Source organism: Aeromonas sp. R4-1, assembly GCF_040908325.1.
In the GTDB taxonomy this organism is placed as follows: Bacteria; Pseudomonadota; Gammaproteobacteria; order Enterobacterales; family Aeromonadaceae; genus Aeromonas; species Aeromonas veronii.
This window is the reverse complement of the sequence record NZ_JBFODM010000059.1, coordinates 59,549-73,262: the sequence shown is the minus strand read 5'-3', so window position 1 is coordinate 73,262 and position 13,714 is coordinate 59,549. Positions and strand designations below refer to the sequence as shown.

Sequence of the window (13,714 nt, the reverse complement as noted above, 5' to 3'; positions counted from 1 at the left end):
GAAATGCCCGGCATCGCCGGGTATTTTTATGGGCAAACGCTTAACAAAATGGATAAGCACAAAAATAAATTTTATACTCGCGCCTCAGATTCAACAAAAATAGATCTATTTCAACTTTTTTTAGGTCTGGAGCCGTTACACTACGGTTATCTGGTTCTGTGACCTGCGCTGACAAGCGCGTTCCATGGATCTCCCAAATTTCTGTGAGTGGGCATGCCGCCCCCTTCTACCCTGAGGTAATAGTGACATGATCAGCGTTTTTGATATCTTCAAAATCGGTGTAGGCCCCTCTTCTTCCCACACTGTTGGCCCGATGAAAGCGGCCAAACAGTTTGTTGACGAGCTGCGCGCGGGCGGCAAGATCCGCGATGTAACCCGGATCAATGTCGATGTTTACGGCTCCCTCTCCTGGACCGGCAAAGGCCACCATACCGACACCGCCATCATCATGGGCCTGGCTGGCAACCTGCCGGAAAATGTCGATATCGATGCCATCCCCGAGTTTATCTCCCGTGTTGAGCAGACCGAGCGCCTGCCGATCGGCCTGCACTGCCACACCGTCAGCTTCCCGCGTGACGCCATGGTATTCCACGACGAAGCCCTGCCGCTGCACGAAAACGGCATGAAGCTGACTGCCCTGATCGAAGATGAAGTGGTCTATAGCAAGACCTACTACTCCATCGGTGGCGGTTTCATCGTTGACGAAGAGAACTTCGGCAAGGCTGACAGCGGCGACATGTCCGTACGCTATCCGTTCAAGAGCGCAGCCGAGCTGGTTGCCCATTGCAGCCAGACCGGTCTCTCCATCTCTGCCCTGATGATGGAAAACGAGAAGTGCTTCAACACTCCGGAAGAGATCTACAAGAAGTTCGGCAAGATCTGGAACACCATGCGTGAAGGTATCGAGCGCGGCTGCCGTACCGAAGGTGTTCTCTCCGGCCCGCTGCGCGTACCCCGTCGTGCCGCACCGCTCTACCGTCAGCTCAACACCAACGAGAACCTCTCGAGCGATCCGATGAACATCGTTGACTGGGTCAACATGTTCGCTCTGGCCGTGAGTGAAGAGAACGCTGCCGGTGGCCGCGTGGTCACTGCACCGACCAACGGCGCTGCCGGTATCATCCCAGCCGTACTGGCTTACTACGACAAGTTCATCCAGCCGGTTGGCCGCGACGAATACACCCGCTTCTATCTGGCTGCTGGTGCCGTCGGCATCCTCTACAAGATGAACGCCTCCATCTCCGGCGCCGAAGTGGGCTGTCAGGGTGAAGTGGGTGTCTCCTGCTCCATGGCCGCTGCCGGTCTGACCGAGCTGATGGGCGGTAGCCCGGAGCACGTCTGCGAAGCTGCCGAGATCGGCATGGAACACAACTTGGGTCTGACCTGTGATCCGGTTGCCGGTCAGGTACAGGTGCCTTGCATCGAGCGTAACGCCATCGCAGCCATGAAAGCGGTCAACGCCTCCCGTATGGCCCTGCGTCGTACCTCCAAGCCGCGCGTCTCCCTGGACAAGGTGATCGAGACCATGTACATCACCGGCAAGGACATGGACTCCAAGTACCGTGAAACCTCCCGTGGCGGTCTGGCCATCAAGGTGATGCAGGTTGCTTGCGAATAAATAAGGGTTGCGACCCTCATCTGAACAAAGGCGGGATATCCCGCCTTTTTTATTGCCCGAATGGGATGCAGGGCACTTATACCGGCATACCGACCATTTCACTGTAGGGCGTTGCTGATATACCCCTGCTACGCCACCACAATGCGGATTGCTTTTTCTGAATGCCTCTCTGATGAGATACCTTGATTAACTCGTCTCAGTGGATTGGAAGCGACGTTCTGCCCCTGCCAGTAACATTTACCCGCTATCTTGCCCCGGTCACGATTCCACAACTAATCGATATCGAGATGCCCCCTCAGCTCAATATCCCTCCTTTGGTCATACCCTTGTTTGGCAAGACGCGGTTACCGCTCACCCTGCGGATTATCACGCCGCCACATTGATTGCCTCCTATGTGGCACTTTCGTGATCAGGGCAAACAATCAAGTACACAAACAGGGGGTTAGTTCATCATTTTGGCCACAGCGCATCGCGCAAACTGGTTTTAGCACAGTTATCACCGCCCTCTTTACTCCCTATTTGATGTAAAACGCATCGAGCAGTGGAGGCCAAAAGCGCCCCAAGGAAGAGGCTGAAAATAATCGATGAATGGGCCAATAGCCGTTGAAATGGAGGATATGAGTACGCGCCACTCTCTATTTTTGTGAGCGCCAGCAAAGGTTGAGGATATGGTGTTGGGAGCAGATTGACTTTCTATTTAAACAACGAAAAGTGAATATCACCAAAGGGAGGGTTTAATTTGGCCAGATCCTGTCACGGGATTATCGCAGGCCACCTCTCCCGGGCCGGAAGGCGTCATGCAGAGTCACAAAGAATTAGCCCCGCTGGGCAGAACACACCACGGGGCTAGATATTCAGGATGGTTTTTTCAGGCTGGCCTTGTGCTGCTCCAGCAAATTCTCAGGGGGCGGCGGCACCTGCAGGTAGAACCCCTGGTTGGTCAGCGCGGCCATCACCTTGCCGACATCAGCCAACCCCAAGGGCTTGGCCGGATCCAGCTTGGTCATCAGCACCAGCTCGGGACGCCCGAATGCGCTCAGCAATGGCTCGGGAACGCGGGAGAAATCCTCTCTTTTTTCAACAAAAAGGTAGGTCTCGGCTTTTTTGCGACTTTTATAGACTGCACACAACATGGAAATTGATATAATCCGACGAGTTTATTGCCTCTGATGGAGGCAAACTATAACATCAGGAATTGAATAACAATAACGGATTAGCATCTCTGCCTCGGGGAAGATTCATGGTTGAGCGCGATAACGAATTGAAAGGGACCACCTTCACTATTTCTGTGTTGCATATCAGCGATGGCGAGCCTGAGCGGATCCGTCAGTTGTTGGCCGAAAAAGTGGCCCAGGCACCCTACTTTTTTAATTGTGCGCCGCTGGTGATCAATGTTTCCCGACTGGAACATATTCCCGATTTCGAACAGCTCAAAGAGCTGGTGGAGTCCGAAGAATTTGTGCTGGTCGGCATCACGGGGGCGCGCAGTGAAGAGATGAAGACCGCCGCCAAGGCGGTGGGACTGGCCGTGATGGCCTCGGGCAAGAGTCGCAAGAGCGAACCGGAACCCGAGCCTGCCCCCGCGCCAGCCGCCCCTGAGGTGGTTCCCGAGCCCGAACCCGCCCCCTTGATCCCGAGCAAGGTACATGTGGGACCGGTTCGTTCCGGCCAGCAGATTTACGCCGCCGGCACCTCGCTGGTGGTGCTGGGGTCCGTCAGTCCGGGAGCCGAAGTGCTCGCCGACGACAGCATTCATATTTATGGCACCCTGCGTGGCAGAGCCATTGCCGGTGCCCGGGGAAATACCCAGGCCCGGATCTATTGCCAGCAATTACAGGCCGAGCTGCTCTCCATCGCGGGCACATTCCAGCTGAGCGATGCATTGCCGGCAGGCCTGATCCAGCAACCGGTACACGTCCGGCTGGACAACGAACAACTCCGAATAGACCGTATCAAATAGAGTTACAAGGAAGCGAGAATGGCGCGAATCATAGTCGTTACATCGGGTAAAGGTGGCGTTGGCAAGACCACAACCAGTGCGGCCCTGAGCACCGGCTTAGCCCAGCGTGGTCACAAGACAGTGGTCATTGACTTTGACATCGGTCTGAGAAACCTGGATCTCATCATGGGCTGCGAGCGGCGCGTGGTGTATGACTTCGTCAACGTCATCAATGGGGAAGCAAACCTCAATCAGGCGCTGATCAAGGACAAACGCTCGGAAAATCTGTTTATCCTGCCCGCCTCCCAGACCCGGGACAAAGATGCCCTCACCCGTGAGGGGGTCGAGAAGATCCTGGATCAACTGGCGGAGATGAAGTTCGATTACATCGTCTGCGACTCCCCGGCAGGGATCGAGGCGGGCGCACTGATGGCGCTCTATTTTGCCGACGAAGCGATCGTCACCACCAACCCGGAAGTCTCTTCCGTGCGTGACTCCGACCGCATCCTTGGCATCTTGGCCTCCAAGTCCCGTCGCGCAGAGCGTGGCGAAGACCCCATCAAGGAGCACCTGCTGCTGACCCGCTACTGCCCGACCCGCGTCAACCGTGGCGACATGCTGAGCGTGCAGGATGTGCAGGAGATCCTGGCCATTCCTCTGCTCGGGGTGATCCCGGAGTCCCAGGCGGTGCTGCGCGCCTCCAACTCCGGCGAGCCGGTCATTCTGGACAAGGAGTCCGATGCCGGTCAGGCCTACGAAGATGCGGTGTCCCGCCTGCTGGGCGATGCCAAGGAATTTCGTTTTCTGGAAGAAGAGAAGAAGGGCTTCTTTAGCCGACTGTTCGGGAGTTAAACATGTCATTATTGGATTATTTTCGTTCCAACAAGAAACAGAACACCGCACAACTGGCCAAAGAGCGGTTGCAGATCATTGTTGCTCACGAGCGTTCATCCAGAGGGGGGCCGGATTACCTGCCCCAGCTCAAGCAGGATATCCTCGATGTGATCCGCAAATACGTCAACATTGATCCGGAGAAGATAACCGTTCAACTGGATCAGAAGAGTGATGAGCTGTCGGTACTGGAGCTCAACATCACCTTCGCCGATGACAAGAAGGGATGAGCTGACGCCCTATGCGTGACCCCTTCCCCCAATGAAGACCGGATCCTGTCACTGGATCCGGTTTTTTATTGGCACAAAAACAGGTCACAGCGGCTCGCCTCATCTCGCCAAGGGGTCTGCCGACAGCTAGAATAGCGCCGCCCCGCAGGCAGTGATCTGCGTCGGCACCTTTTTCTCTTTTCTGGAACAGACCGCTTATGTCTATGAATGACGAAATGCACAGCGTCGAAGAGCTGCTCGACACCGCCCTTGAACTCTTTATGGAGCTGGCCTCTGACAACCTGCCGGAGCAGGAGATCGCCCGTTTCAATCAGGAGTTCAACGACCGCGGCCTGCTGGCCGAAACCGACCCGGCCGATGACTGGGAGGCGGACGTGGGTTTTGCGGTGAGCGATACCGACTATGCCGAGATCTGGGTTGGCCTTGGCAATGAAGAACAAGAGTATGAGCACCTGTTTGCCCGCATGCTGCTCTCCCGCCGTGTTGACGAGAAGTTCTGCCACATCGAATGGCTGCCCCAATAATTCCGGATCCCGATGATCCCAGCCACTATCAGTGGGAGTCTGACCCTGACGCCGTGGCCCCCGTGCGCGCATCTGCATCGTTTGGGCGCCGGGTGTTGAGGTGGGCAGGCAAGATCGCGCTGGCCGGGCTGCTCTGCTCGGTCGGCTCGGTCGCCTTGCTGCGCTTTATCGATCCGCCGATGTGGAGCTGGCGTATCGAGCGGGCCCTCTTTCCGCCCGCCAAGATCACCCAGGTGCGCCATCAATGGGTAGATCTGGAGTCCATCTCCAAGGAGCTGCAACTGGCGGTGATCGCCGCCGAGGATCAGCGCTTTGCCGATCACAACGGCTTTGACATGGATGCCATCAACGCGGCGCTCAAGCACAACCAGCACAGCGAAAGGGTGCGCGGCGCCAGCACCCTCAGCCAGCAGACCGCCAAGAACCTCTTTATGTGGAGTGATCGCAGCTTCCTGCGCAAGGGGCTGGAGGCCTGGTTTACCCTGCTGATGGAGCTGGGTTGGGACAAGGCCCGCATTCTCGAGGTCTATCTCAATATAGTGGAGTTCGGCCCCGGCATCTATGGCGCCGAAGCCGCCGCCCGCACCTACTTTGGCAAACCGGCCAGCCGCTTGACCCGCTACGAGTCATCCCTGCTGGCCGCCGCCCTGCCCAATCCGTGGCGTTATCGGATCAAGCCCCCTTCACCCTATGTGCAGAAACGCTCGGTCTGGATCCGCCGCCAGATGGGGCAACTGGGTCAGATCACCCTCAATCGGGTGCATCAGGCCGACTGATCCTCAGGGCTCATCGGGTTTCTCCGGTGGGCCCAGATGGCCGCCCACCGTCTCGCGGTGAAGCGGCAGATAGTGCCACCACCAGGCCTCGCGCCGTCGCTTGATCTGTTGCCGCCGTCCCCGCTGTTTCATCCCCTTACTCCCTGCCAGATGATCCGCGCCTTAACCATACTCCCCCAACGGCAACTTGGACAGGCCAGCCACGCCCGGCGCACTGGTCTGGCCGCCACAGCCAATAATTGTTACAGTAGCGAACCTCGATGTATCTGGAGTGATTTCATGGAACAGCGTACCCCGGATCAGCTGGTCGAATGGGCCTATGATCAGTTTCTTGAGCAGGCCGCCGATATGCTGGCCCCCGAACAAATAGTCGACATCACCCTGGAGTTTGAGCAGCGTGGCGCCGTGGAGGCAACCCTGCCCAATGCCGACTGGTCGACCGAGCTGGGTGAGCCGGTCGATATGGAGCGCTGGGTCGAAGTGTGGGTCGGTTTGCTGGATCATCAGGATGAGTTTGAGGTGATCTTCGCCACCTTCCTGCTGCCCCGTCTGCTGACCGAAGATCAAGTGCATGTGCGCTGGCATCGCCAGCAGCAGGCATAAAAAAGGCGCCATCGGCGCCTTCCTTGTTTCTGTGCACTCTTATTGCTGTTCTCTGCTAATCCTGCGCCGCGATGGCCTTGGCCAGACAGCGGCGGCACCAGCAAGCGCTGGCCTCCTGCATCGGCAATACCGGCAACTGGCTGCACCAGCACTGGGCGATGGTCTGACCGGCAGAGACGGCGCAATAGGCCGGTTCGCCACAACCCGGACAGCGGTGGGTGCTTTTCGAGCCATTCAGCTCGGCCATCACCGCCAGCTGGGCTTTGCTATCCATCGCCGACCAGTGGCCGATCTCGGTCAAGGTACGGCCACAACCAAGGCAAAGCCCATCTTTCGCCTTGCAGAGGCCAACACAGGGACTCGGCATCTTATTCGCTATCCACTGCCGAGTCGGTCTCTGTGGCCACCAGAGTGATGGCGTTATCTTCGATGACAATCTTGCCCTGCTTGTAGAGGCCGCCGATCGCCTTCTTGAAGGTGCCCTTGCTCATGCTGAACAGCTTGTAGATGAGCTCGGGTTCGCTCTTGTCACCCACCGCCAGACTGCCGCCCTGCTTTTTCATCCGGCTCAGAATGCGTTCACCGGCATCATCAACCCGTGCCAGACCCGGCTTTTGCAGGGTCAGATCGAGCTTGCCATCCTCGCGCACCTGCTTGACCCAGGCGGTTTGCGGCCGACCGGTCATCACCCGGCCAAACACCTCGTTCTTGAACAGCATGCCGGGATACTGACCGTTGACGATCACCTTGATGCCAAGGGGCGAGTGCTCACCCGGCAGCGCGGTCACTTCGTCACCAACCTTGAAGTTGCTGCCGGCCGGAGTCAGGAAACGCTCGATGCGGCTGGTGCCGACCATGCGCCCTTCGTTATCCAGTTGCAGACGCACCAGATAAACGTGGCCCACTTGCATCGGCTTGTTCTGCTCGCGGCTGGGCACAAACAGATCCTTTTTCATGCCCCAGTCGAGGAAGGCACCAATCTTGTTGGCATTAACCACTTTCAGACCGGCAAATTCGTCCACCATGGCAAATGGCTTGTCGGTGGTGATCACCGGCTCGCAATCGGCATCCAGATAGAGGAAGACCTGCACGCTATCCCCCTCTTTCACCCCTTCCGGCAGTTGACGTTTGGGCAGCAGCAGTTCACCGTACTCATCGGCCGCAAGCCAGGCGCCACGGTCTTCGAGTTCAACAACGGTGAGGGTGTTCATCTTGCCAATCTGTATCATGGTGCTCTCTTTTCTCATTACCCGGATGGGCCAATTGATCATGGCCCCTATGGGCGCGCATGTTACCTCAAGAGCGGTGATCCGGCCTAGTCCCCAAGCCACCACTGGCCGCCCTTTCGCCCTTATCTTATCCGCCAATGGTGATTAAATCGCCAAACAGGCGGCCATTTGCTGCAAATAACCCCACTTTTAGGTAGACTTCGCGGCTGTTCAAATCCAGAGGAACTGTCGATGAACCCATCCACTCGTACCCGCCATCTTAATCAATGGATCCAGAGCCACAGCGATCAGGATATGACCTACCCGGCCCTGCACGGTTTTCTCTGTGCTCGTCTGGTGGGGCCGGAAAGCCCTGACTGGCAACGCCCGCTGGCTGGTTTGCTGGAACAGGATGCCGAGTTGGATGAAAAAAGCGCAGAAGCCCTCAACCACCTGATCGCCGAGCTGGAATCCCAAGCCGACGACGCCCAGCTGGCCCTGCCCAGCCAGTGCCGCCTGCCCAGCGATAACCCCGAGCAGGTGTTCGAACAGAGCCACCCCCTCGGTCAATGGTGTTATGGCTTCAGCATGGGTTTTGCCACTTGGCCCAAGCCGAAGGATTTGAACGACCCGACCACCCAGTACCGCTTCAGTCTGGCCGCCGAGCTGAGCCTGTTTCGCGACAAGCAGATGGCCCAGATGCTCTATAGCGCCGCCGCCAGCGAACTCCCCTTTGTCGAGTTCTGCAAACGACAGCGCCAGAATATGAAAACCGCCCTCAACCAGTTGCTCAACCTCGACCAGTATCAGGCCGCCCCCAGCGCTGATGTGGCCCTCAATGGCGAGCAGGCCCAACAGTGGCAGACCTGGTTCGAGCTGGCCGACAGCTGCCGCGATCATCAGGCCCGCCTCGGCTGGTTCGAGAAGATCATCGCCGATGCCACTCCGCTCTTTGACGACGCCTTCTGGCAGCAAATCGCCGGTCACGGCTGGAGTGCCCCCGAGCTGCGTCCTCTGCTGGCCGCCAGAGCCGGCCGCGCCGACTGCCTGTTGCGCCTTGGCAAGCTGGGCGAGGCCAAAGCGGAGTATCTGGCGCTGCTGACAATCTGCATGGCCGATGAGCTGGGTTGCCGCTACAACCTCTCCACCCTCTATGCACTGCAAGGGGATTGGCAGGCGTTGGCCGCCCTGCTGGTGCGCTTCGAGGAAGCCTCCAGCTGGTTGCTCTATAACAAGGCACTGATGGTCTTTGCCACCGAGGGTGCCGAGGCAGCCAAGCCCCATCTGCTGGTCGCCATCGAGGCCAACCCGCACATTCCGGCCTGCCTGCTGGGTCAGCGCAAGCTGCCCAAACAGGAGCCGCAAAGCTGGCAAGCAGGCAGCCGCGACGAGGCCGCGCTCTACGCCATCCACACTCGCGAGGCCTGGCTCAAGCAGAACGCCCTCATCTGGTTGCGTAAAGGCTGAACAGCGTTGGCTTAAAATCCAGTCGGTCAGACCCGGTTTTTCCTTGAGGGCGTGCGCCACCGCACATTTCATCGCAACCGGGTCAGACAAATCAGCTTGAGTTTCGTATCATCAATGTCAAAGTATCAAAAGAAACTGCATCTGATGCAGCCGTCACAGCAGGGTGTAATATGTCAAAAATCATAGCGTTACTCGCTCACTACCCGCCCTATCAGTTGGTACATGCCGCCGAGATGCTACGGGATACCTTCGAACAGTTTTATGAACAGCGTTACCAGCTGACCGTTCCGCAATGGCGCCTGATGATGGTGCTCGGCCCCAACTACCCCATCAGCCAGAAAGAGCTGGTCGAGGCGAGCGGCATGGACAAGGTGCGCATCTCCCGCGAGATCCGCCGTCTGGTCGAAAAAGGGATCATCTTCACCGAGAGCAGCGAGCAGGATAAACGCATCAGCCTGGTCTCCCTCACCAATGCCGGGCTCGCCCTCTTCCTGCAGCTCAAGAGCGAAGCGGGCAGCTGGCAACACACCCTGACCGACTATCTGCCGAGCGAATCCCGCGAGGCGATCCGCCAGCATCTGCACAGCGTCAGCGCCGCCATCGAGCAGCTGCAATCACTGGATCGGGAGAAATAATCATGGATTTGAAAAAGTTCGCCACCATGGACATCAACATGCTGCTGAGCGTCGTCAATATGCAGCTGCGTGATCGATATGACGATCTGGATGATCTCTGCAAGGCGCAGGAGATCGATCAGGCAGCACTGGAAGCGCGGCTCGCCAGCGGCGATTTTCACTACCAGCCAGCGCAGAAACAGTTCAGATAAAGAGAGCTAGCGGGATCGGGATCACAGCGCCAGTGATGGCGCTAGCTCTGCGGTAAAAACCTGATATGGTCTGAAGAGCCCCAACAGGGTGATGCACGGATACATCCCCCTGTCACAAGAGGGCATTAAAATCGTTTCAGGTGAGCAAACCAAGGATGACCCCATGATATTGATGACCCGACAGAGCCTGTTGATCACGCTCTGTACCCTGTTGATGATCAGCCTCTTCACGCCCCACATGCCGCAAAGTACCGAACAGTGGCTGACCACCCTCTTGCTTTGCTTGCTGGTCACGGTGGCGCTGCTACTGGTGCGCGGTTGTCGCCGCTTTATGATGGAGTAGTGACTCCGCCGGAACGTCTATACCGACCGCTTGCCGCGATACTCTCTGTAGCATTACGGTCTTGTCGCAATAACGTCTGTCGCAATCACACCAAGCCAAAAAACAAACGCAGCCTGATGGCTGCGTTCTTGTATCTGGCGGGGCAACCCCTGAAGAGATAACCCCTGACGGGATAGATAGCCCTTATAGAGAGAGCCCTTAGATAGCCAGAGCCTCAAGCTGCGCTTTGGCCGCTTCCATCCCCTTGCTCTGGGCATCCGGGCCCATACCCATCCCCTCGGCGTAGATGAAATCCACCTCTTTGATACCGATGAAACCGAGCACGGTACGCATGTAGGGAGTGACCAGATCGGTGGCACTGCCAACGTGCATGCCGCCGCGGGGGCTGATCACCAGCGCACGGGTATTTTCAACCATACCCACCGGACCGGTCTCGGTATAGCGGAAGGTGACGCCAGCGCGAGCCACCAGATCGATCCAGTTTTTCAGCTGGGTCGGGATGTTGAAGTTGTACATGGGGGCCGCAATCACCACCAAGTCGCTTGCTTTGAGTTCGGCGATCAGCTCGTCGGACTGGGCGATCACCGCCAACTGACGCTCGCTCAGGTTATCACCACCGCGCAGGCCGGAGGCCAGCTCGCCATCCAGCACCGGCAGGTTGAGTGCTGCCAGATCACGCACGGTGACGACATCATCCTGATGGTCAGCCAGGAAGCCGTCGATCAGGGCGTTGGATTGGGAATATTGACCCAGGATGCTGGATTTGAGTACGAGGATATTGGCCATGGTGAAACTCCATTTGGTTGTCGGTTGAACAGCGTTGCTGTCGATGGAGGTCACTCTAAACATTGTGCTTATTTGCTGATAGCGAAAATAGATGCTCAACTTGTTCAAATTTTTTGATGAAAGGCCACTTCCTCGCCAGCCAACCCTGCGGCCGCGCTTCAACCCTTGGCAGAACAAACGATTGCCGTTATGATCCGCCGCACTTTTTTCCAGCGACCCGGATCCCATGATACCCTCGCGCAGGCACTCTCCTTTGGCCGGTGCAGTCTGGATGATGGTGGCAGGACTCTGCTTCGCCGCCGTCAACAGCCTGAGCCAGTATGTTAGCTTCAAACTCGGCCTTGCCTCTACTCAGGTAGCCTTTCATCAATACCTGATCGCCCTGATCTGCCTGTTGCCCTGGCTGGTTCGTCATGGCCTGCGCCAATCCCTGATGACCAATCAGTTCCGGTTGCACCTGTTGCGGGTATTGCTGGCAGTGATCGGCATCCAGCTCTGGCTCTGGGCACTGGCGTACCCCGTCCCCATCTGGCAGGGGATCGCCCTGCTGATGACCTCACCGCTGTTTGCCACCCTGGGCTCCGCCCTGCTGCTCAAGGAGCAGGTGAGCCGCACCCGCATTCTGGCCACCCTGGCGGGCTTTGCCGGCGCCATGCTGATCCTCGCCCCCTGGACTGACGAATTCAACTGGGCCTCCCTGCTGCCGGTGGCGGCGGCGCTGTTTTGGGCAGGTTACTCCCTGATGGTGCGCTATCAGGCGGCCAACGAATCATCCCACACCATAGTGGTGTATCTGCTTATCTTCAGTACCCCGTTCAACGTCATGCTGGCCCTGCCGGAGTGGCAGTTGCCAAGCGAGAGCCAGTGGCTGCTGGTTGCCGCCTCCGGCGTGCTGACGGCACTGGCCCAGATGTCCATCGTCCGCGCTTACAGCGTGGCGGAGGCCTCCTTCGTGCAGCCTTTCGATTTTGCCAAGCTGCCGATGAACGTGCTGGCGGGCTGGCTGGTATTTGGCTGGGCGCCCCCCGGCCGTCTGTGGCTTGGCGCCGCCATCATCATTGGCGCCATTACCTTGCTGACCCATCTGGAGCAGCGCGCTCACAAACCCGTTTCCTGAGGTACGCCATGCGTGCCTCTTTTTTTTGTCCGCTATTCGTGCGATAGCGATCATCAACAATGACCATCGACATCAGGAGAGATCGTATGTTTGGAACCGCAACCCGCCCCGGCGCCACCCGTGCCCTGCTGCTGGGCTCCGGCGAACTCGGCAAGGAGGTCGCCATCGAGTTGCAACGGTTCGGGATCGAAGTGATCGCCGCCGACCGCTACCCCAATGCCCCCGCCATGCAGGTGGCGCACAAAGCCCACGTGCTGGATATGCTCGATGGCAACGCCCTGCGTGCCCTGGTCGCCGAGGTTAAACCCGACCTCATCATCCCCGAGATTGAAGCGATTGCCACCGATACCCTGGCGGCCCTTGAGCAAGAAGGGGTCAAGGTAGTGCCCAACGCCCGCGCTACCCAGCTCACCATGAACCGGGAAGGGATCCGCCGCCTCGCCGCCGAGACCCTGGGTCTGCCCACCTCACCCTACCGTTTTGCCCAAAGCAAAGAGGAGTTTGTCGCCGCAGTCGAGGCTATCGGCCTGCCATGTGTGGTGAAACCTGTGATGAGTTCGTCCGGCAAGGGGCAGAGTGTACTGCGCGATCTCGCCAAGCTCGATGAGAGCTGGACCTACGCCCAGGAAGGCGGCCGCGCCGGTCGTGGCAAGGTGATCGTCGAGGGCTTCGTTCCCTTCGAGTACGAGATCACCCTGCTCACGGTACGCGCCGTCGATGGCATTCACTTCTGCGAGCCGATCGGCCACCGGCAGGAAGATGGCGACTACCGCGAATCCTGGCAGCCGCAGGTGATGAGCGAGCTGGCGCTGGCCCGCTCCAAAGAGGTGGCCGCCAAGGTGGTTGAGGCCCTCGGTGGTTACGGCCTGTTCGGGGTCGAGCTCTTCATCAAGGGCGACGAGGTGTGGTTCAGCGAAGTCTCGCCGCGCCCCCACGATACCGGCATGGTGACCCTGATCTCGCAGGATCTCTCCGAGTTCGCCCTCCACGTGCGCGCCATTCTGGGGCTGCCGGTCGGCACCATCACCCAGTACGGGCCGAGCGCCTCTGCCGTGGTGCTGCGCGAAGGGCACAGTCAGGATATCCGCTATCAGGGGATTGGCGAGGCGCTTGCCAAGGTGCCGGGCGCCCAGCTGCGACTGTTTGGCAAACCGGAGATCGCCGGTCGCCGCCGTCTCGGCGTGGCGCTGGCCCGCGCAGAGGATTGCCAGGATGCGGTGGAAAAAGCCAAAGCCGTGGCCGCCAAGGTCGAAGTACTGTTCTAAGGGCATTTTTTGTCACAGCAAAACAAACGTTTGCCGATGTGATCGGGCGCAAGGGGCATGGTAATGCCCCTTTTGCATTTCCCCGTCAGGCTTATAATCCCCTCTTCAAATTTGTCAGGAG

At 58.3% G+C, this 13,714-nt stretch carries 18 protein-coding genes; 13 read left to right on the top strand and 5 right to left on the bottom strand.

What is annotated here, in order from left to right:
• The first annotated feature begins 247 nt into the window (after positions 1-247).
• Positions 248-1,618 carry an L-serine ammonia-lyase gene (locus AB5Y90_RS09495; protein ID WP_005336844.1) on the top strand — a complete coding sequence of 457 codons (1,371 nt, stop codon included), beginning with the start codon at positions 248-250 and terminating at the stop codon, positions 1,616-1,618.
• A gap of 854 nt (positions 1,619-2,472) precedes the next feature.
• Here AB5Y90_RS09495 and AB5Y90_RS09490 read toward each other — a convergent pair.
• On the bottom strand, positions 2,473-2,751 hold the full coding sequence (locus AB5Y90_RS09490) for a YcgL domain-containing protein (RefSeq protein WP_005360946.1): 279 nt from the start codon (positions 2,749-2,751) through the stop codon (positions 2,473-2,475).
• A 107-nt stretch (positions 2,752-2,858) separates the two neighbouring features.
• On the opposite strand from AB5Y90_RS09490, the gene minC reads away from it, so the two are divergent.
• From minC to mtgA, 5 genes are all read left to right on the top strand, one after another.
• Positions 2,859-3,578: a septum site-determining protein MinC gene (minC, locus tag AB5Y90_RS09485; protein ID WP_013723728.1), complete on the top strand. Its 720-nt coding sequence runs from the start codon at positions 2,859-2,861 to the stop codon at positions 3,576-3,578.
• A gap of 18 nt (positions 3,579-3,596) precedes the next feature.
• The gene (minD, locus tag AB5Y90_RS09480) at positions 3,597-4,409 is read left to right on the top strand and encodes a septum site-determining protein MinD (protein ID WP_005336847.1); all 813 of its coding nucleotides are present in this window, start codon (positions 3,597-3,599) and stop codon (positions 4,407-4,409) included.
• Between the two features lie 2 nt (positions 4,410-4,411).
• Entirely contained in the window at positions 4,412-4,678 is a 267-nt protein-coding gene (gene minE, locus AB5Y90_RS09475; RefSeq protein WP_005336848.1) for a cell division topological specificity factor MinE, read from the top strand.
• A gap of 197 nt (positions 4,679-4,875) precedes the next feature.
• Positions 4,876-5,202: an HI1450 family dsDNA-mimic protein gene (locus AB5Y90_RS09470; RefSeq protein ID WP_005352317.1), complete on the top strand. Its 327-nt coding sequence runs from the start codon at positions 4,876-4,878 to the stop codon at positions 5,200-5,202.
• A complete protein-coding gene (gene mtgA / locus AB5Y90_RS09465) occupies positions 5,187-5,978 on the top strand; it encodes a monofunctional biosynthetic peptidoglycan transglycosylase (RefSeq protein WP_307894977.1) in 792 nt (263 codons plus the stop codon). The genes AB5Y90_RS09470 and mtgA overlap by 16 nt, the downstream gene beginning before the upstream one ends.
• Before the next feature lie 3 nt (positions 5,979-5,981).
• Here mtgA and AB5Y90_RS09460 read toward each other — a convergent pair whose 3' ends face one another.
• Positions 5,982-6,110, bottom strand: coding sequence for a hypothetical protein (locus AB5Y90_RS09460; protein ID WP_019445852.1), 129 nt, complete (start codon positions 6,108-6,110; stop codon positions 5,982-5,984).
• Between the two features lie 147 nt (positions 6,111-6,257).
• Here AB5Y90_RS09460 and AB5Y90_RS09455 point away from each other — a divergent pair, with 147 nt between their 5' ends.
• Complete coding sequence (locus tag AB5Y90_RS09455; protein ID WP_005336851.1) at positions 6,258-6,581, top strand: HI1450 family dsDNA-mimic protein; 324 nt, start codon at positions 6,258-6,260, stop codon at positions 6,579-6,581.
• Positions 6,582-6,636: 55 nt separating this feature from the next.
• Here the strand turns inward: AB5Y90_RS09455 and AB5Y90_RS09450 are convergent, their stop codons facing one another.
• Together AB5Y90_RS09450 and AB5Y90_RS09445 are read right to left on the bottom strand one after the other, a co-directional pair.
• The gene (locus tag AB5Y90_RS09450; RefSeq protein WP_005360950.1) at positions 6,637-6,948 is read right to left on the bottom strand and encodes a DUF1289 domain-containing protein; all 312 of its coding nucleotides are present in this window, start codon (positions 6,946-6,948) and stop codon (positions 6,637-6,639) included.
• Between the two features lies 1 nt (position 6,949).
• Positions 6,950-7,810 (bottom strand): S1 RNA-binding domain-containing protein, encoded by an 861-nt coding sequence (locus AB5Y90_RS09445; protein WP_005336853.1) that lies wholly within the window; start codon positions 7,808-7,810, stop codon positions 6,950-6,952.
• Between the two features lie 231 nt (positions 7,811-8,041).
• Here AB5Y90_RS09445 and AB5Y90_RS09440 point away from each other — a divergent pair, with 231 nt between their 5' ends.
• The 4 genes from AB5Y90_RS09440 (at position 8,042) to AB5Y90_RS09425 (ending at position 10,425) form a co-directional block, all read left to right on the top strand.
• Complete coding sequence (locus tag AB5Y90_RS09440) at positions 8,042-9,256, top strand: YecA family protein (protein ID WP_257124869.1); 1,215 nt, start codon at positions 8,042-8,044, stop codon at positions 9,254-9,256.
• Positions 9,257-9,426: 170 nt separating this feature from the next.
• Positions 9,427-9,891 (top strand): MarR family winged helix-turn-helix transcriptional regulator, encoded by a 465-nt coding sequence (locus tag AB5Y90_RS09435; protein WP_005336856.1) that lies wholly within the window; start codon positions 9,427-9,429, stop codon positions 9,889-9,891.
• A 2-nt stretch (positions 9,892-9,893) separates the two neighbouring features.
• The gene (locus AB5Y90_RS09430; RefSeq protein ID WP_019445848.1) at positions 9,894-10,082 is read left to right on the top strand and encodes a DUF4250 domain-containing protein; all 189 of its coding nucleotides are present in this window, start codon (positions 9,894-9,896) and stop codon (positions 10,080-10,082) included.
• A gap of 163 nt (positions 10,083-10,245) precedes the next feature.
• Positions 10,246-10,425: a hypothetical protein gene (locus tag AB5Y90_RS09425; RefSeq protein WP_257124868.1), complete on the top strand. Its 180-nt coding sequence runs from the start codon at positions 10,246-10,248 to the stop codon at positions 10,423-10,425.
• A 198-nt stretch (positions 10,426-10,623) separates the two neighbouring features.
• Here AB5Y90_RS09425 and AB5Y90_RS09420 read toward each other — a convergent pair whose 3' ends face one another.
• On the bottom strand, positions 10,624-11,211 hold the full coding sequence (locus tag AB5Y90_RS09420) for an FMN-dependent NADH-azoreductase (protein WP_257124867.1): 588 nt from the start codon (positions 11,209-11,211) through the stop codon (positions 10,624-10,626).
• Between the two features lie 274 nt (positions 11,212-11,485).
• Here AB5Y90_RS09420 and AB5Y90_RS09415 point away from each other — a divergent pair, with 274 nt between their 5' ends.
• Both AB5Y90_RS09415 and purT read left to right on the top strand, forming a co-directional pair.
• Positions 11,486-12,328: a DMT family transporter gene (locus tag AB5Y90_RS09415; protein ID WP_257124992.1), complete on the top strand. Its 843-nt coding sequence runs from the start codon at positions 11,486-11,488 to the stop codon at positions 12,326-12,328.
• A gap of 86 nt (positions 12,329-12,414) precedes the next feature.
• Complete coding sequence (gene purT / locus AB5Y90_RS09410; RefSeq protein WP_270657011.1) at positions 12,415-13,593, top strand: formate-dependent phosphoribosylglycinamide formyltransferase; 1,179 nt, start codon at positions 12,415-12,417, stop codon at positions 13,591-13,593.
• Positions 13,594-13,714 lie beyond the last annotated feature (121 nt).

Bases quoted from the DNA above. Each gene is read 5' to 3' on its own strand.
- AB5Y90_RS09495 (WP_005336844.1), top strand. From the start codon at position 248: ATGATCAGCGTTTTTGATATCTTCAAAATCGGTGTAGGCCCCTCTTCT.
- AB5Y90_RS09490 (WP_005360946.1), bottom strand. From the start codon at position 2,751: ATGTTGTGTGCAGTCTATAAAAGTCGCAAAAAAGCCGAGACCTACCTT.
- minC (WP_013723728.1), top strand. From the start codon at position 2,859: ATGGTTGAGCGCGATAACGAATTGAAAGGGACCACCTTCACTATTTCT.
- minD (WP_005336847.1), top strand. From the start codon at position 3,597: ATGGCGCGAATCATAGTCGTTACATCGGGTAAAGGTGGCGTTGGCAAG.
- minE (WP_005336848.1), top strand. From the start codon at position 4,412: ATGTCATTATTGGATTATTTTCGTTCCAACAAGAAACAGAACACCGCA.
- AB5Y90_RS09470 (WP_005352317.1), top strand. From the start codon at position 4,876: ATGTCTATGAATGACGAAATGCACAGCGTCGAAGAGCTGCTCGACACC.
- mtgA (WP_307894977.1), top strand. From the start codon at position 5,187: ATGGCTGCCCCAATAATTCCGGATCCCGATGATCCCAGCCACTATCAG.
- AB5Y90_RS09460 (WP_019445852.1), bottom strand. From the start codon at position 6,110: ATGAAACAGCGGGGACGGCGGCAACAGATCAAGCGACGGCGCGAGGCC.
- AB5Y90_RS09455 (WP_005336851.1), top strand. From the start codon at position 6,258: ATGGAACAGCGTACCCCGGATCAGCTGGTCGAATGGGCCTATGATCAG.
- AB5Y90_RS09450 (WP_005360950.1), bottom strand. From the start codon at position 6,948: ATGCCGAGTCCCTGTGTTGGCCTCTGCAAGGCGAAAGATGGGCTTTGC.
- AB5Y90_RS09445 (WP_005336853.1), bottom strand. From the start codon at position 7,810: ATGATACAGATTGGCAAGATGAACACCCTCACCGTTGTTGAACTCGAA.
- AB5Y90_RS09440 (WP_257124869.1), top strand. From the start codon at position 8,042: ATGAACCCATCCACTCGTACCCGCCATCTTAATCAATGGATCCAGAGC.
- AB5Y90_RS09435 (WP_005336856.1), top strand. From the start codon at position 9,427: ATGTCAAAAATCATAGCGTTACTCGCTCACTACCCGCCCTATCAGTTG.
- AB5Y90_RS09430 (WP_019445848.1), top strand. From the start codon at position 9,894: ATGGATTTGAAAAAGTTCGCCACCATGGACATCAACATGCTGCTGAGC.
- AB5Y90_RS09425 (WP_257124868.1), top strand. From the start codon at position 10,246: ATGATATTGATGACCCGACAGAGCCTGTTGATCACGCTCTGTACCCTG.
- AB5Y90_RS09420 (WP_257124867.1), bottom strand. From the start codon at position 11,211: ATGGCCAATATCCTCGTACTCAAATCCAGCATCCTGGGTCAATATTCC.
- AB5Y90_RS09415 (WP_257124992.1), top strand. From the start codon at position 11,486: ATGGTGGCAGGACTCTGCTTCGCCGCCGTCAACAGCCTGAGCCAGTAT.
- purT (WP_270657011.1), top strand. From the start codon at position 12,415: ATGTTTGGAACCGCAACCCGCCCCGGCGCCACCCGTGCCCTGCTGCTG.